Source organism: Stenotrophomonas sp. SMYL11 (assembly GCF_036320005.1).
Lineage (GTDB): Bacteria > Pseudomonadota > Gammaproteobacteria > Xanthomonadales > Xanthomonadaceae > Stenotrophomonas > Stenotrophomonas maltophilia_A.
The window spans coordinates 124260-146455 of sequence record NZ_JAWIRS010000005.1 but is presented as its reverse complement, the minus strand read 5'-3'; the positions used below and the strand labels follow the sequence as shown (position 1 = coordinate 146455).

18 protein-coding genes are annotated in these 22196 nt (G+C 67.2%); 7 read left to right on the top strand and 11 right to left on the bottom strand.

Annotated features, from left to right (window positions below):
• Positions 1-25: 25 nt before the first annotated feature.
• A complete protein-coding gene (aceF, locus tag V3B46_RS10520; protein WP_329891861.1) occupies positions 26-1738 on the bottom strand; it encodes a dihydrolipoyllysine-residue acetyltransferase in 1713 nt (570 codons plus the stop codon).
• Positions 1739-1905: 167 nt separating this feature from the next.
• Positions 1906-2421, bottom strand: a complete 516-nt coding sequence (locus V3B46_RS10515; protein WP_154264496.1) for a DNA-deoxyinosine glycosylase — start codon at positions 2419-2421, stop codon at positions 1906-1908.
• A gap of 186 nt (positions 2422-2607) precedes the next feature.
• Here V3B46_RS10515 and V3B46_RS10510 point away from each other — a divergent pair, with 186 nt between their 5' ends.
• From V3B46_RS10510 to glpK, 3 genes are all read left to right on the top strand, one after another.
• Positions 2608-3243 (top strand): OmpW/AlkL family protein, encoded by a 636-nt coding sequence (locus V3B46_RS10510; RefSeq protein ID WP_329891860.1) that lies wholly within the window; start codon positions 2608-2610, stop codon positions 3241-3243.
• 188 nt (positions 3244-3431) lie between these two features.
• A complete protein-coding gene (gene glpD / locus V3B46_RS10505) occupies positions 3432-4910 on the top strand; it encodes a glycerol-3-phosphate dehydrogenase (RefSeq protein ID WP_329891859.1) in 1479 nt (492 codons plus the stop codon).
• A gap of 158 nt (positions 4911-5068) precedes the next feature.
• A complete protein-coding gene (gene glpK / locus V3B46_RS10500) occupies positions 5069-6568 on the top strand; it encodes a glycerol kinase GlpK (protein WP_132810822.1) in 1500 nt (499 codons plus the stop codon).
• 107 nt (positions 6569-6675) lie between these two features.
• Here glpK and V3B46_RS10495 read toward each other — a convergent pair whose 3' ends face one another.
• Together V3B46_RS10495 and V3B46_RS10490 are read right to left on the bottom strand one after the other, a co-directional pair.
• The gene (locus V3B46_RS10495; protein WP_049399178.1) at positions 6676-7470 is read right to left on the bottom strand and encodes a MetQ/NlpA family ABC transporter substrate-binding protein; all 795 of its coding nucleotides are present in this window, start codon (positions 7468-7470) and stop codon (positions 6676-6678) included.
• A gap of 26 nt (positions 7471-7496) precedes the next feature.
• On the bottom strand, positions 7497-8468 hold the full coding sequence (locus tag V3B46_RS10490; protein WP_154264499.1) for a helix-turn-helix transcriptional regulator: 972 nt from the start codon (positions 8466-8468) through the stop codon (positions 7497-7499).
• Between the two features lie 81 nt (positions 8469-8549).
• Between V3B46_RS10490 and V3B46_RS10485 the strand changes: the two genes are divergently transcribed.
• Both V3B46_RS10485 and V3B46_RS10480 read left to right on the top strand, forming a co-directional pair.
• Complete coding sequence (locus tag V3B46_RS10485; protein WP_329891858.1) at positions 8550-9152, top strand: LolA family protein; 603 nt, start codon at positions 8550-8552, stop codon at positions 9150-9152.
• 107 nt (positions 9153-9259) lie between these two features.
• Complete coding sequence (locus tag V3B46_RS10480; RefSeq protein WP_010481298.1) at positions 9260-10036, top strand: DUF481 domain-containing protein; 777 nt, start codon at positions 9260-9262, stop codon at positions 10034-10036.
• 115 nt (positions 10037-10151) lie between these two features.
• Here the strand turns inward: V3B46_RS10480 and hemC are convergent, their stop codons facing one another.
• From hemC to mdoH, 5 genes are all read right to left on the bottom strand, one after another.
• Positions 10152-11063, bottom strand: a complete 912-nt coding sequence (gene hemC, locus V3B46_RS10475) for a hydroxymethylbilane synthase (protein ID WP_049421426.1) — start codon at positions 11061-11063, stop codon at positions 10152-10154.
• Between the two features lie 693 nt (positions 11064-11756).
• Complete coding sequence (locus V3B46_RS10470) at positions 11757-12488, bottom strand: LytR/AlgR family response regulator transcription factor (RefSeq protein WP_010481294.1); 732 nt, start codon at positions 12486-12488, stop codon at positions 11757-11759.
• Positions 12489-12498: 10 nt separating this feature from the next.
• Positions 12499-13542, bottom strand: coding sequence for a sensor histidine kinase (locus V3B46_RS10465; protein WP_329891857.1), 1044 nt, complete (start codon positions 13540-13542; stop codon positions 12499-12501).
• A 3-nt stretch (positions 13543-13545) separates the two neighbouring features.
• Positions 13546-14205 (bottom strand): alpha/beta hydrolase, encoded by a 660-nt coding sequence (locus V3B46_RS10460; RefSeq protein ID WP_154264500.1) that lies wholly within the window; start codon positions 14203-14205, stop codon positions 13546-13548.
• A gap of 50 nt (positions 14206-14255) precedes the next feature.
• The gene (gene mdoH, locus V3B46_RS10455; RefSeq protein ID WP_329891856.1) at positions 14256-16181 is read right to left on the bottom strand and encodes a glucans biosynthesis glucosyltransferase MdoH; all 1926 of its coding nucleotides are present in this window, start codon (positions 16179-16181) and stop codon (positions 14256-14258) included.
• Positions 16182-16674: 493 nt separating this feature from the next.
• On the opposite strand from mdoH, the gene V3B46_RS10450 reads away from it, so the two are divergent.
• Positions 16675-18720, top strand: coding sequence for a TonB-dependent receptor domain-containing protein (locus V3B46_RS10450; RefSeq protein WP_329891855.1), 2046 nt, complete (start codon positions 16675-16677; stop codon positions 18718-18720).
• Positions 18721-18780: 60 nt separating this feature from the next.
• On the opposite strand, the gene V3B46_RS10445 is transcribed toward V3B46_RS10450, so the two are convergent.
• On the bottom strand, positions 18781-18951 hold the full coding sequence (locus V3B46_RS10445; protein WP_165929944.1) for a hypothetical protein: 171 nt from the start codon (positions 18949-18951) through the stop codon (positions 18781-18783).
• Positions 18952-19166: 215 nt separating this feature from the next.
• Between V3B46_RS10445 and V3B46_RS10440 the strand changes: the two genes are divergently transcribed.
• Complete coding sequence (locus V3B46_RS10440; RefSeq protein WP_094001067.1) at positions 19167-19553, top strand: DUF2628 domain-containing protein; 387 nt, start codon at positions 19167-19169, stop codon at positions 19551-19553.
• Between the two features lie 95 nt (positions 19554-19648).
• On the opposite strand, the gene V3B46_RS10435 is transcribed toward V3B46_RS10440, so the two are convergent.
• Positions 19649-22180: a methyl-accepting chemotaxis protein gene (locus tag V3B46_RS10435; RefSeq protein WP_329891854.1), complete on the bottom strand. Its 2532-nt coding sequence runs from the start codon at positions 22178-22180 to the stop codon at positions 19649-19651.
• Between the last annotated feature and the right edge of the window lie 16 nt (positions 22181-22196).

The following is a 22196-nucleotide window of genomic DNA, read 5'->3' as shown; positions in this document are numbered from 1 at the left end:
CGCACGGTGGGGGCGAAGCGGTGCCTTACAGCAGCACGCGGCGCATGTCGGCCAGTACCTGCGACAGGTACGTGGTGAAGCGTGCGGCCAGGGCGCCATCGATGACGCGGTGGTCGTAGCTCAGCGACAGCGGCAGCATCAGCTTCGGTGCGAATTCCTTGCCGTTCCAGACCGGCTGGATGGACGACTTGGAGACGCCGAGGATGGCCACTTCCGGTGCGTTGACGATCGGGGTGAACGCGGTGCCGCCGATGCCGCCCAGCGAGCTGATCGAGAAGCAGCCGCCGCTCATGTCGGCCGGGCCGAGCTTGCCGTCGCGCGCCTTCTTGGCCAGTTCGCCGGTTTCCTGCGCGATCTGCACCACGCCCTTCTTGTCCACGTCGCGGATGACCGGCACGACCAGGCCGTTCGGCGTGTCGGCGGCAAAGCCGATGTGGAAGTACTTCTTCAGGGTCAGGTTTTCACCGCTGGCATCGAGCGAGGCGTTGAATTCCGGGAACTTCTTCAGCGCCGCGGCGCTGGCCTTGATCAGGAAGGCGAGCATGGTCAGCTTGATGCCGGCCTTCTCGTTCTCCTTGTTCAGCGCCACGCGCAGGCCTTCCAGGTCGGTGATGTCGGCCTGTTCGAACTGGGTGACGTGCGGAATCATGGCCCAGTTGCGGGCCAGGTTCGCGCCGGAAATCTTCTTGATGCGCGACAGCGGCTGCACTTCGGTCTCGCCGAACTTGCTGAAGTCGACCTTCGGCCACGGCAGCAGGTTCAGGCCACCACCGGCAGCAACAACGGCACCGCCGGCAGCCGGCACGCCACCGCTGAGTGCGGCCTTGACGAACTTCTGCACGTCACCCTTGGTGATGCGGCCACCCTTCTCGGTGCCGTTGATCTGCAGCAGGTCCACGCCCAGTTCGCGGGCGAACACGCGCACTGCCGGGGTGGCATACGGCACCTTGGCCGGCAGCACGCCATCGGCGTTGAACTGCACCGGCGGGCTGGACGGGGTACCGGCCGAGGCGACCTCGCGGGCCGCCAGATTGTCCGGCTGCGCCGGCACAGCGACCGGCTCGACCTTGGTGGCAGTCTCGGCGGCAGCCGGAGCGGCAGCAGCGGCTGCCTTGGTCGGCGCCGGCGCGGCAGCGCCCTCGGCCTCGATGATGGCGACCACATTGCCCTGCGACAGAGTGTCGCCGACCTTGACCTTCAGTTCCTTGACCACGCCAGCCACCGACGACGGCACTTCCATGGTGGCCTTGTCGCTTTCCAGCGTGACCAGGCCCTGGTCTTTCTTGACCGTGTCGCCGACGGCGACCAGCACTTCGATGACCGGAATGCCGGAATAGTCGCCGATATCCGGCACCAGCGCTTCAACCGCACCACCGCTGGCAACCGGAGCGGCCGGCGCAGCTGCGGCCGGGGCCGGCGCGCTCTGGGTGGCAGCGGCCGGCGCTGCGGCCTTGGCCGGTGCCGGGGCGGCAGCGGCCGGCTTGGCAGGCTCGCCCTCGGCCACTTCGATCAGGGCCACGACCTTGCCTTCGGAGAGGTTGTCGCCGACCTTGACTTTCAGTTCCTTGACCACGCCAGCCACCGAGGACGGCACTTCCATGGTCGCCTTGTCGCTTTCCAGCGTCACCAGGCCCTGGTCCTTCTTGACCGTGTCGCCGACGGCGACAAGCACCTCGATTACCGGGATATCGCTGTAGTCACCGATATCGGGGACAAGTGCTTCCTTGATTTCGGCCATGGGGATAACTCCGGCAATCTGGTGTAGGGAAACGTCTATTGTGCGGCCAGCGGGGGCCAGCGCCAACCGTTACAGGTGTTTTCAGTACTCACGCAGCCGGGACACGCTGTTGCCCATGGGTTGCGGCCGCGACCAGTCGGTAGCGTATTGTCCGGACGATGTCCGCTTCATGTCGCCAGTGCGTCGGCTACCGGCTGCCAGGCCTGGCGCAGACGCGGCAGCGACCAGGCCGCGTTGGCCGGGCTGGTGGACGGCAGCGCCAGCAGCCTTGGCGGCGCCTCCAGGCAGGGCAGCACCCAACGCTGGAATGCCTTCAGCGATGCCGCGCCGTTGCAGCCGATCAGCTCCAGCTCAGGAAGCGAAGCGATCAATGCCGGCAGCGCATTGGGTACTTCCGTGCCACGCACGATGTCGGCATCCAAGCTGCCACGCCGCTTGCACTGGCCGATCACATCCCACAGACCCACACCGGCTGCCTGCAGTGCGCGCAGCCGTTGCGGGTACGCCAGGGCCACATCGAAGCCACAGATATCGGCCAGCACAGGCCAGAAACGATTGCGTGGATGGGCGTAGTAGCGCTGCTCCTGCAATGACGCAACGCCGGGCATCGAGCCCAGCAGCAGCACCCTGCAATCCGCCTTCACCTGCGCTTGCAGGCCGATGCACACCGTTGCTTCGCTCACATCTTCTCCAACTGCATGAATGTCGCCGAAGGCCGAAAAGCCCATGAAAACAGGCTTTTCGCTCCAGTCGCTGAACGAGGAAAACTATTTTTTAACGTGCGTCGGATTCGATTCATGTTGGGGCGACTACGGTGTGCTCGCCCCGCAACCGGGGGCCCAAAACAAGAAACATTAGGAGATACCCCCATGCGCTCCATCCGTATCCTGAGTCTCGCCCTGCTGACCTCCGCCGCCTTCGCGCCGGCCGCTTTCGCCCAGGACAGCAGCAGCACCGACACCGCTTCGGGCAAGCATTTTGCCGTTGTTGGCGGCATCTCGCTGCTGGAACCGAAGAACGACCCGATTACCGGCGTCAAGAAGACCGATGGTGGCCCGGCGCCGACCGTCAGCTTCAGCTACTACATCAACGACAACTGGGCCGTTGAACTGTGGGGCGCTGCCGACAAGTTCGACAACAAGTTCAAGGGCCCGGACAACGCCCGCCTGGGCTCGGTCGAGCAGCAGCCGATCGCGCTGAGCGGCCAGTACCACTTCGGCCAAGCTGACAACGTGTTCCGTCCGTTCGTGGGCGTGGGCTACTACCAGTCGAGCTTCAGCAACGAGAAGCTGGGCAACGGCGCTGACACCGACATCCGCTTCAAGGATGCCAAGGGCGTGATCGGCACCGTCGGCGTGGACATGAACATCAACTCCACCTGGTTCGCCCGCGCTGACGCCCGCTACATGCGCGCCCGCCCGGACGTGAAGGTTGGCGGCGAGAAGATGGGCGAAGCCAAGATGGATCCGTGGACCGTCGGCTTCGGCATCGGCGCCCGCTTCTGATCCAGGCTGCACCTGCTTCACTGATGTAACGCGACGGGCCCTTCGGGGCCCGTCGTCGTTTCCGTCACCTGCTGTCTGTAGAGTCGACTGTCAGTCGACTGCCTTTTGTCGAGTCGAGCCATGCTCGACTTTTGAAAGAACAGTCGACTGACAGTCGACTCTACGCACACACAGAATGCGGAGGCGCGATGCACGAAATCGACCTGCTGGTGATCGGTGGCGGCATCAACGGTGCCGGCATCGCCCGTGATGCCAGCGGCCGCGGCCTGCGCGTGCTGCTGTGCGAGCAGCACGACCTCGCGGCGCATACCTCCAGCGCCAGCAGCAAGCTGATCCACGGTGGCCTGCGCTACCTGGAACAGCGCGAGTTCGGCCTGGTACGCAAGGCCTTGGGCGAACGCGAGGTGGTACGCCGGCAGGCGCCCCATCTGGTCCGCCCGCTGCGTTTCGTGCTGCCGTGGGAACCCCACCTGCGCCCACGCTGGATGCTGCGCGTGGGACTGTGGCTGTACGACCACCTGGGCCCACGCAGCCCGGCATTTCCCGCCTCGCGCGCCCTGGACCTTCAGCGTGATCCGCTCGGCCCCTGGCTCTCCCCGGATCTGCGGCAGGCCTTCAGCTACGCCGACGCGCAGGTCGATGACGCGCGTCTGGTACTGCTCAATGCCCTGGATGCTGCCTCGCGTGGCGCACAGGTTCATGTGCGCAGCCGCTGCATCGAACTGCGCCCTGTGCAGGGCCGTTGGCAGGCCGTGCTGGAGTCCGCCGATGGCCAGCAGCATGTGACCGCGCGCGCCGTCGCCAATGCGGCTGGCCCATGGGCCGGTGGCCTGCTGGAGCAGATGGAGGCCCGCAGCGGCGGCCCCGCGCTGCGGCTGGTACAGGGCAGCCACATCGTGCTGCGCCACCCTTGGCCCGATGACAGTGCCTGCCTGCTGCAGCAGCCCGATGGCCGCGTGGTGTTCCTGCTGCCGTTCACCCACGATCATCTGCTGATTGGCACCACCGACACCGACTACCGCGGTGACCCGGCGCGCTGCAGCGTGCTGCCTTCCGAGGTGAGCTATCTGTGCGCGGCCGCCAACCGCTATCTGCGTGAGCCGATCACTCCGGAAGACGTGGTCTGGCAGTTCGCCGGTGTGCGGCCACTGCTGGCCGACCCGGACCCGCGTGCGGCAAAGCTGAGCCGCGACTACCGCCTTCAGCTGCAGTCCAGCCCGGCGCCGGCGCTGCATGTGCTGGGCGGCAAGCTGACTACCTACCGCGTGCTGGCCGAGGAAGCGCTGGAGCTGCTGCGCCCTGCCCTGCCACAGATGGGACCGGCCTGGACGGCAGGCGGAGACCCGCTGCCGGGCGGCGACTGGGGTGACGCCGCACAGGCGCGCTCCCGCCTGCAGGCGCTGGCACCGTGGTTGCCCGTGGAGATCGCACGGCGTTGGGCCGAAGCCTACGGCAGCCGCAGCGCCGCCCTTCTGCAGGGTGCACGGGGCATGGACGATATTGGAGAGGACTTCGGCGGCGGCCTGCATGCACGGGAAGTGGCTTTCCTGCGCGACCACGAATGGGCCTGGGACGCCGAGGACGTGCTGTGGCGGCGGAGCAAGCTGGGGTTGCGGCTGGATGCCGCGCAGATTGCGCGGCTGCAGGCGTGGATCGATAGACGGTAGAGTCGAGGGGGGGGGGGGGGGGGGGGAGTGCGGGGGGGGAGACCGCCCCGGGCAAACACCAACCACCTCGCGCGGGTCGAGTGCAGGGGGCTCCCCGCCCCAGAAAAGCCGGCCCCCACCCTCGACTCTACCAACACCATCGCTACCGGAGACGCTGCATGACGCCCCGCTACGTGCTGGCCATCGACCAGGGCACCACCAGTTCGCGCGCGATCCTGTTCGACCGCGCCGGCGACATCGTCGGCAGCGCGCAGCGCGAATTCGCGCAGATATTCCCGCAGCCGGGTTGGGTCGAGCATGACCCGCGCGAGATTCTCACCAGCGTCTATGCCACGCTGACCGAACTGCTCAGCCGCGGGCAGATCGACCCGCGCCACATCGCCGCACTGGGCATCACCAACCAGCGCGAAACCACCGTGGTCTGGGACCGTGCCACCGGTCAGCCGATCCACAACGCCATCGTCTGGCAGTCGCGGCAGAGCCACGCCATCTGCGAGCGGCTGAAGTCCGAAGGGCATGAGGCGCTGATCCGCGAGCGCACCGGCCTGCTGATCGATGCCTATTTCTCCGCCACCAAGGTGCGCTGGATCCTCGACCACGTCGAGGGCGCGCAGCAGCGCGCCGAACGTGGCGAGCTGCTGTTCGGCACCATCGACAGCTGGCTGGTCTGGAACCTCAGTGGTGGCCAGGCGCATGTGACCGACTACAGCAACGCGGCGCGCACGCTGCTGTTCAACATCCACACGCTGGACTGGGATGACGACCTGCTGGCGCTGCTGGACATCCCGCGCGCGATGCTGCCGCAGGTGCGCGATTCCAGCGCGGTGTACGCGCATACCCGGCCGCAGTTCTTCTTCGATCACCCCATTCCGATCGCCGGCATCGCCGGTGATCAGCAGGCGGCGCTGTTCGGCCAGGCCTGCTTCCAGCCGGGCATGGTCAAGAACACCTATGGCACCGGCTGCTTCATGCTGATGCACACCGGCGCGCAGGCGGTGCGTTCGCGCAATGGACTGCTGACCACCATCGCCTGGGGCCTGGACGGGCGCGTGGAATATGCACTCGAAGGTTCGATCTTCATCGCCGGCTCGGTGGTGCAGTGGCTGCGCGATGGGTTGCGCATGATCGAACGCGCCAGCGACAGCCAGGCGCTGGCCGCGCAGGTGCCCGACAGTGGCGGCGCCTACCTGGTGCCGGCGTTCGTCGGCCTCGGTGCACCCTACTGGCGCAGTGATGTGCGCGGCGCGATGTTCGGCCTGACCCGTGGCACGCGCAAGGCGCACTTCGTGCGTGCCGCGCTGGAGGCGATGGCCTACCAGACCCGCGACGTGCTCGATGCGATGCAGTCCGATGCCGGTATCGCGCTGACCGAGCTGCGCGCCGATGGCGGTGCGATCGGCAACGACTTCCTGGCCGGGTTCCAGGCCGACATCCTTGGGGTCCCATTGCTGCGGCCGCGGTTGACCGAGACCACCGCACTGGGCGCGGCCTACCTGGCCGGACTGGCAGTGGGGTTCTGGTCGAGTCGCGAACAGATCGCCGCGCAATGGGGCCTGGACCGGCGCTTCGAGCCACAGATGGAGGTGGCGCGGCGCGAGAAACTGTATGCAGGATGGCAGCAGGCCGTGGCGGCCACCCTCGCCTTCCACGTCGACTGAAGGTAGCGCCGGCCGCTGGCCGGCAACCCCATGATCCTTGACGGCGTCTGCAGATTGCCGGCCAGCGGCCGGCACCTGCCGCATGGCCAGAACGTCCGTAGCGCCGGTCAGAACGCCGGCAGCACCGCGCCCTTGTACTTGGTCTCGATGAAGGCCTTCACCTGCGGGCTGGTCAGGGCCTTGGCCAGCTTCTGCACGCGGGCGTCGTCCTTGTTGTCCGGGCGTGCGACCAGGAAGTTCACGTACGGCGAGTCCTTGCTCTCGATCGCCAGTGCATCCTTGGTCGGGTTGAGGCCCGCATCCAGTGCGTAGTTGGTGTTGATCAGAGCCAGGTCGACCTGGTCCAGCACGCGCGGCAGCATCGCCGAATCCAGCTCGCGGAACTTCAGGTTCTTCGGATTGGCGCTGATGTCACGCTGGGTCGACAGCGCGTTGGTCGGATCCTTCAGCTCGATCACACCGGCCTTGTGCAGCAGGATCAGTGCACGGCTGTTGTTGCTCGGGTCGTTCGGGATCACCACGTCGGCACCTTCGCGCAGCTCGGCCAGCGACTTGATCTTGCGCGAGTACGCACCGAACGGCTCGATGTGCACGCCGATCACCTTCACCAGATCGGTCTTGCGATCGCGGTTGTAGGCATCCAGATACGGCTCGGTCTGGAAGTAGTTGGCGTCCACCTGCTTCTGCACCAGCTGGTCGTTGGGCTGCACGTAGTCGTTGAACACGCGCACGTCCAGGTCCACACCTTCCTGCTTGAGGATGGGCTTGACCACTTCAAGGATCTCGGCATGCGGCACGGCCGTGGCGGCCACCACCAGCTTCTGCGAGGGCTCGCCGGACTTGCCGCAGGCGGTCAGGGCCAGCGCAGCGGCGAGCAGGGGCAGCAACAGGGTCTTCTTCATGGGCGGAAGGGTTCTCGGGGGGAGTGTCAGGAGTTGTCGTAGTTGCTCAGGGCGAGCTCAAGCAGCGCCTTGGCCTGCTCGCGCAGCATCACCGGTTCGACGATCTCGGCATCCGAGCCGTAGTGCAGCACGTCCATCAGCAGTTCGCGCGAGACGCTGTACGGCACCTTCAGTTCATAGCGGCCATCCGCCAGGAAGCGGCCCTGCTGCTTGGAATGCCAGTGTTCGTCGGCCACCCAGCGCGCGGCCTTGGCGCTGAACAGGATGGTCGCCCAGCCCTTCGGCGCACCGGAGAAGATGCCGTAGCTGGCCCCGAGCTGCTCGTCCAGCTCGCTGTCGGCCACGTCGCTGGCGGTGCTGTCGATCACCCGCGCCTTGTGAATGCGATCCACGGCAAAGCTGCGCAACGCCTCGCGGTCATGGTCCCAGGCATCCAGGTACCAGTTGTCGCGATAGTGGGTCAGGCGCTGCGGCGAAACGGTGCGCTTGGTCGGCTCGTCGGTGGAACGGGCGCGGTACTCGAACGCCAGCTGGCGGCGCTCCAGCACCGCCGAAGCCACGCTGCGGAAGCTGCCTTCATCGAACTTGCGGCCACGGTGCGGAATTACCCGCACCCGGTCCACCGGCCAGCTGGAAACGCCAGCCTGGGCCGCCAGCAGGCTCTCGATGCGCTGCTGCAGCGGTGCCAGCACCGAGGACAGCACGCCGCCGCCGGTCCGCGCCAGCAGGTGCTGCGAGGCCAGCAGGGCATGCAGCTCCTCCGAGCTCAGCCACAGGCCGGGCAGCTCGAAGCGGTCGCTCTCGTCGGCCTGGTAACGGAAGCCGGCTTCGCCGTCGCCCTCGATCGGTGCCATCAGCGCATCGCGCAGGAAGGCCAGATCGCGGTAGACGGTGGCACGGGAGCAACCGAGCTTGTCCTGCAGGGTCGCCACCGTCACCGGATAGCGTGCGGACTTGAGCAGACGATGCAGGGCGGTGATGCGTTCGTATCGGTCCATACCCCCGATTATGTCCGAGTCGCGGGTCTTGTGTGGGACGTTTGGGCTATCGTGGTCGCCCCCACCCCTCTGGAACACCCGATGCGCCGGTTGCCTGCCCTGTCCCTGCTGGCCTGCCTGCTGCTGGCCGCCTGTGATCCCGCGCCCGCGCCGGCCAGCACCGAAGCGCCCGTGCCTGCGGCGGATCCGGCGCAGGCGGTGCTGGGCGCCAGCCAGCGCTTCTCGGCCCTGCGCAGCTTCCACGCCGAACTGGAGGTGCTGGGCGCGCCGCAGCCGGTGCGCAGCGCCATGGACTTCGTCGCCCCCGACCGCTTCCGGGTGCAGACCCCGGCCGGTCCGCAGACGATCATCGGCGACACCATGTTCCTGCAGGCCGACGACGCGATCCGGCAGGTGCCGACCCCGCCGGGCCTGCTCGAGCAATGGCGCAACCCGCTGCCGGCCGATGCCCTGCCCGCCGATCTGCAGGCCGAAGACCTGGGCAGCCAGTCGCTGGACGGGGTCGAGACGCGTCACTACCGCCTGCGTGGCGCGCAGCCCGGCGAACGCCTGGAGTACTGGGTGGACGCGCAGGGCCTGCCGCGGCAGATCGTACGCAGCGGCAGCAGCAATGGCCGCAGCTTCCAGCTGCGCCTGCGCTATTCGCGCTTCAACGACCCGGCATTGCGCGTCGATCTGCCCTGAATAGGCGATCGCGGCAACGTCTGCTGAAGAAACCGTTTGGATCGATTCGGACCGCCATCACGCTTCCAGTATCATCACCGGCTGTCAACCGCTTCGGAGAAGCCCCGATGTCCCTGCGCGTGTCCCTGCTGATCCCCCTGCTGCTGTGCGCACCGCTCGCGTATGCGCAGGATGCCTCCGAACTGGCGGCGATGTCCTCGCCGTGGAGCGGCAGTGGCGGCGAGCTCGGTTTCGCTTCGGCACGCGGCAACAGCAGCACCGAGAGCTTCAACGGCCGCCTGCGCCTGCGCTACACCGATGGCGACTGGGTGCACAGCATGGACCTGGCTGGCCTGCGTTCCAGCTCCAAGGTGATCGAGACCCGCGACGACGGCTCCACCAGCCGCCGCAACAACACCACCGCCAACCGTTATACCGGCAGTGCCGGCAGCGCGCTGCAGCTGGGCGAGCACCGCCAGCTGACGGCCACGGTGCGTACCGAGCGCGATGACTTCGCCACCTACGACCGCCAGAGCTCGTTCGGTCTGGGTTACGGCACCCGCCTGTGGAACACCGAGCGCTTCTCGTTCGACGCGCAGATCGGCCCCGGTGTGCGCCGCACCCACAGCACCGAGGACGACCGCACCCGCACCGGCATGATCGGCCGCGGCCTGTTCGACATGAAGTACTCGCTGACCGACAACACCGACCTGGTCAACACCCTGCTGGTCGAGTCGGGTTCCTACAACACCTTCGGCCAGAACGACTTCGGTGTTTCGGTGAGCATGAACGAACATCTGGCGCTGAAGGCCGGCTGGCAGGCGCGTTACAACAGTGACGTGGCCGAGGACAAGCGCAAGACCGATACGCTGACCACGATGAACGTGGTCTACAAGTTCAAATAAGAAACGGGCGCCAAAGGCGCCCGTTCTTCTTTCGGTAGTGCCGGCCGCTGGCCGGCAACTGCATTCAACTGGGGCACGAGGTTGCCGGCCAGCGGCCGGCACTACCTGCGATGGCTCAGACGTTCAGCAGTTCGCCGGCACCGGCATCCAGCAGCATCTTCGCCACGCGCTGGCCCAGTGCTTCCGGGTCACTGGCCGGACCAATCGCCTCGGCACGCACCGCACGGCCATCACTGGCACTGCCGACCAGGCCCTGCAGGTGCAGGTCGGTGCCCTGCCACTGCGCGATGGCTGCCACCGGCACGTGGCAGCTGCCATGCAACGCACGGTTCATCGCCCGCTCGGCTTCCACGCAGGCACGCGTTTCCGCGTCATCCAGGCCCGCGAACAGCGCCATCAGGCGCGCGTTGCCACCATCGCACTCCACCGCCACCGCGCCCTGCGCCGGAGCCGGCAGCCACTGCGGCGGTTGCAGGCGCGCGACGATGCGCGCGCCCAGGCCCAGTCGCTCCAGGCCGGCCACGGCCAGCACGATGGCGTCGTAGCCACCGTTGTCGAGCTTGGCCAGGCGGGTGTTGACGTTGCCGCGCAGGTCCAGCAGTTCCAGGTCCGGGCGCAGCGCGCGCAGCTGGGCCTGGCGGCGCAGCGACGAGGTGCCAACCCGCGCACCGATCGGCAGCGCATCCAGCGAGGCGTACAGGTTGGAGACGAAACCATCGGCCGGATCGTGGCGGGTCAGCATCGCCGGCAGCGCGAAGGGTTCATCCAGTTCCATCGGCACATCCTTCAGCGAATGCACGGCGCAGTCGGCCTCGCCACGCAGCATGGCCAGCTCCAGTTCCTTCAGGAACAGGCCCTTGCCACCGATGGCGGCCAGCGAGCGGTCCAGCACCTCGTCACCGCGGGTGCTCATCGGCACCAGTTCCACATGCAGGCCGGGGTGGGCCTGGCGCAGGCGATCGGCGACGTGTTCGCTCTGCCAGAGGGCGAGCGGGCTCTTGCGGGTGGCGATGCGGACGGTTTCCATCCGGTCATTATCGCGCCTTCGGCGCGGATACGGCCAACGGCGGAGCCCCTCGTGGCTGGAAGCAACAGCTTTGCTTGGCCGGGCGGGGTGGACTGCGCAGGGGTCGCTGCGAGTACGTCCATGTAAGCTCGGTCGCCGCTTGCTCGTGTGCGCTGTCCTGCGCACACGGCAAGACCGGGGTTGGGCGTCCTGCCCAACCCGCCCGAGGCATGCCTCGGACCCATGCGGCTCACGCCCCTGCGCAGCCCATCCCGCCCGACCTCTGACAGTTTCCGTGTGCGCCAGCCACGGAAGATCAAAAGAAGAGCAGAGCAACAGCGGGTCGCTTCGCTCTGAGTCGAGCATGGCTCGACTCTACATTTCTCTCCCCACCCGATAACAACAATGCTTTTGCTGTCCGATGCAGTGGAGAACGAGAGGGTTGGGGCGGGGGGGGGGGGGGGGGGGGGGGGGGGGGGGGGGGGGGGGCCGGGCCGGCGGCGGGGGGGGGGGGGGGCGGGGGGGGTCGGCCTCGCTGGGTCCCCCCGTCCCTTGCCTCTGTCTGTGGCGCCGGGGCCCCCCCCCCCCCCCCCCCGCCCCGACCCAGCACGTAGAAATACCGAGCCATGACCCGTTGTTGCTGTTGCTGTTGCTGTTGCTGTTGATCTTGATGTTGATCTGTAAGCAGTCGCGGCCGCAGGCCGCGCGGAACACTCACAGATGCCGCAGTTCCTGCTTCAGCGTCGCCACGCAGCGGCGGCTGACTTCCAGCGGTTGCTTGCCATGGCGCAACATCGCCTGCACCTGCCCACCCGTGCCACGGCGCAGCTCGACCAGTTCGTGGCGCGCCACCAGGCAGTTGCGATGGATGCGGATGAAGCGGCTGGCGAACTCTTCTTCCAGCGACTTCAGCGACTCTTCGATCAGGTCTTCTCCGCGCGCGTGGTGCACCACCACGTACTTCTCTTCGGCCTGCAGGTAATGGATGTCGTCCAGCGGAATCAAGCGCAGGCTGCCGCGCAGGCGCGCGCACAGCATGCTGCGCGCCTGCTGCCCGCGGTGGTCCTGTGGCTGGCCATCGCGGCCGGCCAGGAACGTGCGTGCACGTGCGATCGCTGCCGCCAATCGCTCGGCACGTACCGGCTTCATCAGGTAATCAATCGCGGCCGCCTCGAACGCCGACAGCGCATGCGCATCGTAAGCGGTGCAGAACACCACCGCCGGCCGCGGCTCGAAGCTGGCCAGGTGGCGGGCGGCTTCCAGGCCATCCAGCCCGGGCATGGCGATATCCAGCAGGACCAGGTCCGGCTGCAGCTCCGCGCACGCGTGCAGGGCCTGCTCGCCGTTGCCGGCCTCGGCCACCACATCCACGCCGTCCTGCGCGGCCAACAGGCTGCGCAGGCGCTCACGCGCCAGCGGTTCGTCATCGGCGATGACTACCCTCACGATCGCTCCCTCACTGGATCGGCACTGTCACCTGGCAGGCATAGTAGCCCTCGCTCCATCCAGCCGTCATCCGCGCGGCGCTGCCGAAGCGCCAGGCCAGCCGATGGCCGATGCTGTGCTGGGCATGGCCGGCACCGCGCGCCAGGGCCAGCCCGGGGGCCTGCGGGTCGGGCGCCGGATTGCGCACGCAGATCTGCAGTTCATTACCCTCGCGCATCAGCTGCAGCTCGATGGTGCCACCCTCGGGCAGCCGCGAGATGCCATGCAGCACGGCGTTCTCCACCAGCGGCTGCAGTACCAGGCGAGGCAGGGGAAGATCCCAGGGCAGCGGTTCGTCGCGCTGCCAGCGCACCTGCAGGCGCTCGCCCAGGCGCAGTGATTCGATCGACAGGTAGCGCTCGGCCAGCTCGCATTCGTCACGCAGGGTGGAATCACCCTCGCCCGCCCCCAGCGCGGCTCGGAACAGATCGGACAGGTCCAGCACCGCACGCTCGGCCACGACCGGGTCGCGATGCAGCAGGCTGGCGATCAGGTTCATGCTGTTGAACAGGAAGTGCGGGCGGATCCGCGCCTGCAGGGCATCGGCCTGTGCGCGTGCGTTGGCCTGTACCTGTGCGGCCCAGCGATCACTCACATAGAAGTAGCGCAGGGCCAAGGCAGTGATCAGCGCCGTCGTCGCCGCGCTGCCCAGCGTGAAGCGCCAGAAGCTGATGCCGCGGGCGAAGTTGTCGCCAAGCACCGCGTACAGGGCATGCACGATGCCCGCGCAGACCACCGCGATCAGCGTCGCAAGTGCGATGGCCGAGACCGCCCCCAGAACCTGTGGCAACCTCGACAACGCGTTCCGCAGCAGGCACAGGCTGGCCGTTACGGCCAGCGCCAGCCACAACGCGAAACCACTGGCCGACAGCAGTTCGCCCACAGTCCAGTGGCGGCTGCCATCCGGGGCCAGGGCCAGCACCACCACCACCAGTTCGGCCAGGCTGAGCATCGCCGCCAGCCGCGGCAGGCGGCACAGTTCCGGCATCCAGGGCGGGGCGCTGGCCGGCGGCATGGGTCAGGCAGCGCCCAGGCGTTCCTGCAACCAGTCACCCAGCGCCTGGATCTCTTCGGCGCAGACCTGGTGGGCCATCGGGTAACTGTGCCATTCCACCTCCAGGCCCAGCGCCTGCAGCGCCTGCGCGCTGTGTACGGCCACCGCCTGCGGAATCACCGGGTCGCCGCTGCCATGGGCCATGAACACCGGCACCTGCACGGCGCCTTCAGCGCGCTTTGCGCCGTCGGCTTCGGGCAGGTAGGTGGACAGCGCGATCAGGCCGGCCAGCGGCGCGGTGCGTGACAGCGCGGCGGTCAGGATGATCGCGCCCCCCTGCGAGAAACCGGCCAGGAAGATCTTCTCCGGCGCGATGCCACGCTCGATCTCACGCGCGATCAGCGCATCCAGCTGCACCACCGATTCCTGCACGCCCACCATGTCGGCGCGCGATCGGAAATCCATGCCGACGATGTCGTACCAGCCGCGCATCGGCACACCGTTGTTGATCGTGATCGGTCGCACCGGTGCATGCGGGAACACGAAGCGCAGCGCCGGCCAATGCGGACGCACCAGCTCCGGCACGATCGGCGCGAAGTCGTGGCCATCGGCACCGAGGCCGTGCAGCCAGATCACCGACCACTGCGGCGAGGCGCCGGTCTCCTGTTCCACCGTTTGCAGCATGATGCGGCTCCTTCAAGTTCGAGCCGCATTATGCCGCCGCCGCGGGACGATCAGTACAGCGGCGGTTGTTCGGCCGCTTCCCGGCGCAGCTGCGCGGCACGTACCAGCACCGGCGGCGGGATGTTCTCCTCGGGGATATCAAGCAGGCCAAGACGGTGCAGGAAGGCACCGGGGCCACGCGAAGACGTCAGTGCCACCACCGGTACCGCCAGCACCATGCCGATCACCACCGGCGCCATCCATGCGGCCAGCGATGGCGACACCGCCCAGGCCAGCATGCCCATGAAGGCGCCGAACACCCCCAGCCCACCGTAGCCACGGATCAGCGCCAGCCACGAAATGCCACCATCGTCACGCTGCTGCGCGTCCCAGCCCGAATCGCGGCCGGACAGCACTTCGGCCACGCCGCGCGACTGCACGTACATCACCACCGGCGCCATCAGCGCGGCCAATACGGTTTCCACCAGCATCGAGACGAACGCGCGCAGGGCACCGCCACACCCCCGTCGGTCGACCGGGTCCAGCAGCATCGCCAGGTAACCCAGCACCTTGGGCAGCAGCAGCACCGCCATGGTCGCCGCGAACAGGCGCACCACCTGTTCCTCGTCCTGGGCCCGCCAGTACACGCTGGGCGACAGGTGCAGCAGGGCGTTGAAATCGATGCCTTCCTGGAACAGCGGGATGGCGATGCCGATCAGCATCAGCATCGCCCACATCGGCGCGGTGAAGTAATGACCGATGCCGATCAGCATGTGCATGCGGCTGATCCAGTGCAGGCCACGGCTGCCGACCACCTTGCCGTGCTGCAGGTTGCCCTGGCACCAGCGGCGGTCGCGCACCAGCAGGTCGGTCAGGGTCGGCGGACCTTCTTCATAGCTGCCGCCCAGGTACGGCACCATGTGCGCGGCCCAGCCGCCACGACGCATCAGCGCCGCTTCGACGAAGTCATGGCTGAGCACGTGGCCACCGAACGGCTTGCGCCCCGGCAGCGCCGGCAGCCCGGCCTGATCGGCGAAGGCGCGGGTGCGGATGATGGCGTTGTGGCCCCAGTAATTGCTCTCGGCACCGTGCCACCAGGCCACGCCGCGTGCGATCACCGGCCCGTACACGCGGCCACCGAACTGCTGCATGCGGGCAAACAGGGTGCGGCCACCGATCACCGACGGCAGGGTCTGGATCAGGCCAACGTCTGCGTTGTGCTCCATGCCCGCGACCAGGCGCACGATGCTGTCGCCGGTCATCAGGCTGTCGGCGTCGAGGATCAGCATCTGCGGGTAGGCGCCGCCAAAACGGCGGACCCAGTCGGCGATGTTGCCGGCCTTGCGCCCGCTGTTGTCGCCACGGCGGCGGTAGAACAGCCGCGCCTGGCCATCGGGCACGCGCTCGCGCAGTTCGGCGAACACCTGCTCCTCGGCCCGCGCGATGTCTTCGCGCCGGGTATCACTGAGCACGAAGAAGTCGAACCGGTCGAGCTGGCCCGTGGCGGCCACCGACTCGTAGATCGCCTGCAGGCCGGCCAGCAGCCGGCGCGGATCTTCGTTGTAGGTCGGCATCAGCAGCGCGGTGCGGCTGTGCACCGTCGGCAGTGGCTTGTCCGGGTCGATGCCGAGGCGATAGCCCCGGTCGAACACGGCAGTCAGGAAGCCGGCCACGGCGCTGGCGAAAGACAGCGCGATCCAGGCGAACAGGCCGACAAACAGCACCAGCAGGCAGGCCTCGAGCACGCTGATGCCATTGGCCGACAGCACGCGCCACATCATCCGGGTAGCGATGGCGGTCATCGCCAGCGTGCCGCCGAAGATATAGAACCGGCGCAGGCCGATCAGCCGCGGCGAGGTGCGATGGCGGCGAACCTTCAGTTGGCCTTCGCGCAGGGTCTGCTCGGGCATCTGCAACGGCGATCCGGCCGGCAGCAGCGTCCAGCCGGCATCAAGCCGGGACGTATCTGCTTCCGCATGGATGGTCTGCACCTCCATTGCCGCCTACTCCGCGCAGTCGGCACGGCCGGCCATCCCGGCCGGGCTGCATGCACCAAGGTTCCCGGCGCGCTTTCCCGGCGCCCGCACTTGTCCTGGCTGCGCCGGCGTCACGCCACGCAGTCGATGTCTGTCACTACCGGAACCCACACGATCTCCAACGGGGCGGAATCGAAAATGCGGCTCAGTCTAGGGCCCCGGATGTAAGCCGAGTGCGAAGGTCTACGCCGGGATTTATCCCCATTCAGCAAACAGCAGGCGAGTGCCGGGGCAGGGGAACGGATGTCACTTGGTCGCCCCAGGTACTGGATCGTAACAAACGCGAACGGTTATCATTTCATTAACCAGGCAGGTCACCGTCTCCCGCACGGCCGAGACCCACCCAGCTGCGCCGGTTCCAACCCAGCGCCCAACGACCCATGGAAGGGGGCTGCCTGCTGTCTGCGTGCGCCTGCTGCTTCCACCGGGTCCCCCTCCTCCGATGGAAGCCGTCATGTCCCTGTCGTTCCGTACCCCTTCCGCGCACCTGCCGCGCACCCGCCTGGCCTGCGCTCTGGCAACCGCCTGCCTGTTGGCCCTGCCCGGCCTGGCCGCCGCAGAGGCCAGCGCCGATGCCTCCACCAAGGATCTGGATACCGTGGTGGTCACCGCCTCGGGCAACCAGCAATGGATCAAGGATGCGCCGGCCAGCATCAGCGTGATCAGCCGCGAGGACATCGAGCGCCAGCCGGTGCACGACCTGGCCACCCTGCTCAGCCGCGTGCCGGGCGTGACCGGTGGCCTCAGCGCGGTCGGCGAGCAGTCCAAGATCAAGCTGCGTGGCATGCCGTCCAATTACACGCTGGTGCTGGTGGACGGCAAGCGCATGGGCAGCTCGGCCTCGACCAACTACCGTCCCGACCTCGGCCGCCAGGATCTGAACTGGATCTCGCCCGACCAGATCGAACGCATCGAGGTGGTGCGCGGACCAATGTCGTCGCTGTACGGCTCCGACGCCATGGGCGGCGTGATCAACATCATCACCAAGCGCATCGGTGATGATTGGAACGGCAGCGCCACCCACAGCTATACCCGCCCGGGTGATGGCAAGCGCGGTGATACCCAGCAGATCGGTGCCACGTTCTCCGGCCCGCTCGGCGAGCGCTTCGGCCTGCGCATCGGTGCCAACAGCATGCGCCGCGACTCGGACCGCTCCAACGGTGGTGTCTATGGCAATGCCTACGCCGGCGAGAAGGACCGCAATGTCGACGCGCTGCTGCAGTGGAAGCTCAGCGATGCGCAGGAACTGTCGCTGGAAGCCGGCCACGGCGTGCAGCAGGCCTTCATCGACGCGTCGCTGGAAAAGCAGGACGAAGGCGCCTGGGGTGCCAGCGAACTCAAGCGCAGCTCGCTCGCGCTCAACCACGATGGCAAGTGGAGCTTCGGCAACTCGAAGCTCAGCGCCTACTGGACCGAATACAAGAACGACATCGGTGCCACCGGCCGCTCCGAAGCCACCGATACCATCATCGAAGGCAGCCTGACCACGCCCTTCACGCTGGGAGTTGAACACCAGCTCGCCGTCGGTGGCCAGTGGAAGCGCCAGGAACTGACCAACACCGATACCATCGGCCGCGCGCCGATCGACTATGCCGGCAATGCCGTCAGCGGCTCCAACCTGGAAGTAGATACCTGGGCACTGTTCGTTGAGGACGAACTGAAGCTGCACCGCACGCTGGCGCTGACCCTGGGCGCACGCCTGGACCACCATGAGAAGTTCGGCAGCCACGTCAGCCCCCGCGCCTACCTGGTCTGGCACCCGGCCGAACAGTGGACGATACGTGGTGGTGTTTCCAAGGGCTTCCGCGCGCCCAGCCTGACCGAGAATTCGGCCACCGCGGCCACCCAGTCCGGCGGCCGCGGCTGCACCTCGCTGATTCCGCTGGGCTATACCCGTGGCGGCTGCTACATGGCCGGCAACCCAGACCTGGACCCGGAAACCAGCACCAACCGCGAGATCGGCATCAGCTTCGACAATGACCTGTTCGATGCCGGCCTGACCTACTTCCATACCGACTTCAAGAACAAGATCGAGTACGCGCCCCTGGGCAAGTTCAACGGCATCTGGTGGACGCGCATGAGCAACGTGCAGCGCGCGCGCACCAGTGGCATGGAAGGCAACTTCAATGTCCGCTTCGGCGAGCAATGGCGCTGGCGCACCTCGGCCACCTGGATGAAGGAAGCCAAGAACCTGACCACCGGCAGGAACCTGATCGATACGCCGGAGTTTTCCGGCTATTCGTCGCTGGACTGGACGCCCAACACGGTGTTTTCCAGCAGCCTGTCGGCGCAGTACACCGGCAAGCAGGCCGGTACCGCCACGACCTTCCTCAAGGCCTACACCCTGTATGACCTGACCGCTGCCTGGAACGTCAACGAGGTACTCACCCTGCGCGGCGGCGTCAGCAACCTGGCCGACAAGAAGCTGTATGCCGAAGGCTCCACCGACTACTTCGTGGCCGGTCGCAGCTACTTCATGAGCATGACCGCGCGGTTCTGACCGGCGGCGCGCGCCGCGATCGCGCTGGCAGCACGCCAGCGCGATCGGCGGTGTTGCGGATTACTCGCTTTCCAGCGCGGCCGCGGCCGCGTTCTGCGTAGCGGCCGTGCGTGCACGGTCCATCGCTACCGCCAGTTGCTGGCGTGCGAGCAGTTGTTGTGCCTGCACCACTTCAGGTGTCGGCAGGAGCACCGGTCCCGGTGCGTTTTCCGGTATAGCAGGTGTGGTCATGCAACCTCCATGGACATCCCGCCGCCGCCCGGGTTCAGCTGGGGCGGCAGCGGAACTGCGCACCCTATCCTAAAAACAAGGCGGATGGGTGACGGTGCGAATCCTGCCACAGCGCCACACCTGATCAAACGTCACATTCTTGACACGGGAGGGTGGCCCTGCGGTCCCCTTGCCCGATAAGATGTAACCGTTTTCCTACAAGGACGTGATCTTCAATGAACGCAGTCGACCTCTCCCGCTTCAGCCCGAAGTGGCAGTTCCGCTTCAACTTCTTCCAGCAGCACGGCGCGCCCAAGGAACCGGGTTTCAAGCAGGCCTGGAAGGCGCTGTCCTTCGGTGACCGCCTGAAGGTCAACATCAACTTCTTCGCCTTCTTCTTCGGCTTCATCTACCTGCTCATCCTGGGCATGTGGCGCAAGGCGCTGGTCGTGCTCGGCATCAACATCGCGCTGGGCATCGTCACCCTGTTCCTGCCGGACATTGTGGCCCGTGCCGTGTTCATCGCCATGAACTTCCTGGTCGCCTCCAGCACCAACTACAGCTACTACCTGGAACAGGTAAAGGGCAAGGCCAGCTGGAACCCCTTCGAAGGAATGTTCTGACGCCATGCTGCCGCCGCACTCCGGCCTGGCATAGCATCAAGCAGAAATGAAGACGCCCGGCCTTGGCCGGGCGTCTTCATGTGCGCGCAACGGGGTCAGGCCGCGCGGCGGACCGTAGCCACCGGCTCGGCCTGCAGGCGGAAGCGCGAGACCGCCACCGCCAGCTGCTCGGCCTGTTCTTCCATTGCGCGCGCAGCGGCACTGGCTTCTTCCACCAGCGCGGCGTTCTGCTGGGTGGTCTCGTCCATCTGCACCACGGTCTGGTTGACCTGCTCGATGCCCGCCGACTGCTCGCGCGAGGCTGCCGAGATCTCGGCCATGATCTCGTTCACTCGACCGACCTGGCCGACGATTTCCTGCATGGTGCGGCCCGCGCCGTGCACCAGCTGCGCACCGGCACCGACCTGCGCCACCGAGGCGTCGATCAGCTCCTTGATCTCCTTGGCCGCGCCTGCCGAGCGCTGTGCCAGCGCACGCACTTCGCTGGCGACCACGGCGAATCCGCGGCCCTGTTCGCCGGCACGCGCCGCTTCCACCGCCGCGTTCAACGCCAGGATGTTGGTCTGGAACGCGATGCCATCGATCACCGAAATGATCTCGGCAATGCGCTGCGAGGAGGCCTCGATCTGTTCCATGGTCTGCACCACCTGGCTGACCACCTGCCCGCCTTCGCTGGCCACGCCCGCCGCGGAGCCGGCCAGGGTATTGGCCTGCAGCGCGTGGTCGGCATTCTGGCGCACCGTGGAGGTCAGCTCTTCCATCGAGGCCGCCGTCTCTTCCAGGTTCGCCGCCTGCTGCTCGGTGCGGCGCGACAGGTCACTGTTGCCCGCGGCGATCTCACCCGCCGCCAGGCGGATGCTGGCCGCCGACTGCTGGATCTGGCCAACGATCTGGGTCAGCTGCTGCACCGTGCTGTTGGCATCGTCGCGCATCACCGCGAACACGCCGTGGAAATCGCCCTGCATGCGCGCGCTGAGGTCGCCTGCGGCAATCGCGCGCAGCAGCGTCGACAGCTCGGCCAGGTTGTGATCGCTGACCTGCATCATGGTGTTGAGGGTTTCCACCATGCGGCGGAAGTCGTGGTCGAAGCGCAGCGTGTCGCCGCGCACCGCGAAATCACCGGCTGCTGCTGCGGCGGCCAGCTGCTGGATCTGATCGTTGATCGCTGCCAGGTTGCTCTTGGTGGTGGCCATTGCAGCGGTGAACACCGCCTTCTCGCCCGGCAGCGCTTCCATGTCCACGCTCAGGTCACCCACCGCATAGCGCTGCATCACGTCGACCAGGCGCTGGGTGACGGCGTTGCTGGAGGCCACCAGCTGGTTGCTGTCAGCCACCATCCGGCCATACTCACCCGGAAACGCCGAGGCGTCCATGCGGTAGCTGATTTCACCGTCGTCATGGCGGCGCGCCATTTCCGCCTGCGCCGCCATCACCGACTGCAGCTGCCCCCGCATGCCCTGCATCGCGTCCAGCAGGCGGCCCACTTCGTCGTTGCTGCGTGCCGGCAGGGTGCTGTCCAGGTTGCCCGCGGCGACGTCGCCGGCCACGCGCACGGCTTCGGCCAGTGGGCGGATCGCCAACCGGCGCAGCAGCACATAGACACCGGCACTCAGCGTCAGCGCGGCCACCACGCCAACCAGCAGGGTCAGCCACAGCAGCTGGCGCGCCTCGGCCACGATCACCGCGTGCGGCATCACCACACCCAGTGCAAAGCGCTGCGGCGCATCGCCCACACGCAGCGGCACGTATACGCGCACGTTGCCGGCGGCATCCGGAGTGAAGGCTTCGAACCGGCGGTCGGCGGCGATGTCTGCCAGCATGCTGCGGGTCAATGCGTCGCCACGCGGCTTGCCGATTTCGGCGGCATTTGCCGAGGCCAGCACCACGCCATTCGGCGAGAGCAGTTCGACGCGCCCGGCGCCCATCGGCTTCAGCGTGGCCAGGTGCTTCTGCAGCGCCGCCAGCGAGAAGTCCACAGTGAATACACCGAGGAACCTGCCGTTTTCGATGATCGGCGTGCTCAGCGTGCTCATCAGCACCTGCTGGCCACCGATGTCGTAGGCGTAGGGCTCGCTTACCTTCGCCAGCTTGTCGCGGCTGGGCACCATGTACCAGTCACCGGAGCCACTGGCCGTCTCGGTGTAGTCGGTCATCGTCGACTGCTGCGGCTTGCCGTCGTGCCAGGCCCAGTAGCTCATGTAACGACCGGTGGCATCGTGCGCTTCGGTGTTGACGAACTCGGCATCCTTGCCATCGAAGGCGTCGGCCTCCCACATGGTGCTCTTGCCCAGCCACTCGGGGTGGGTGCGCAGCTGCTCGCCCAGCACGGCAGCCAGGCTGGCACGATCCGGAACATCGCCGCGCGCGCGCTGGGCGAGCACGGCCTCGACCATGGCGTCGTTGCTGGCAAAGGCGGTGCCCAGATCGGCCGCGACCTGGCGGGCTTCGGCGGTGGCTTCGCTGGCCATGGTCTGGCGCGAGGCGTCGATCAGGCTGGCGCTGGCCTGGCGGTAGATCAGGAACGCAGTCAGGCCGAAGCAAAGCAGCGCGATCGCAGCGGTGCCCAGCATCAGCTTGTGGGCGATGCTGCCCGGGCGGCGGGCAGCGGCGGAACGGGGAGAAGGCATGGAAGGGTCCGCAAGG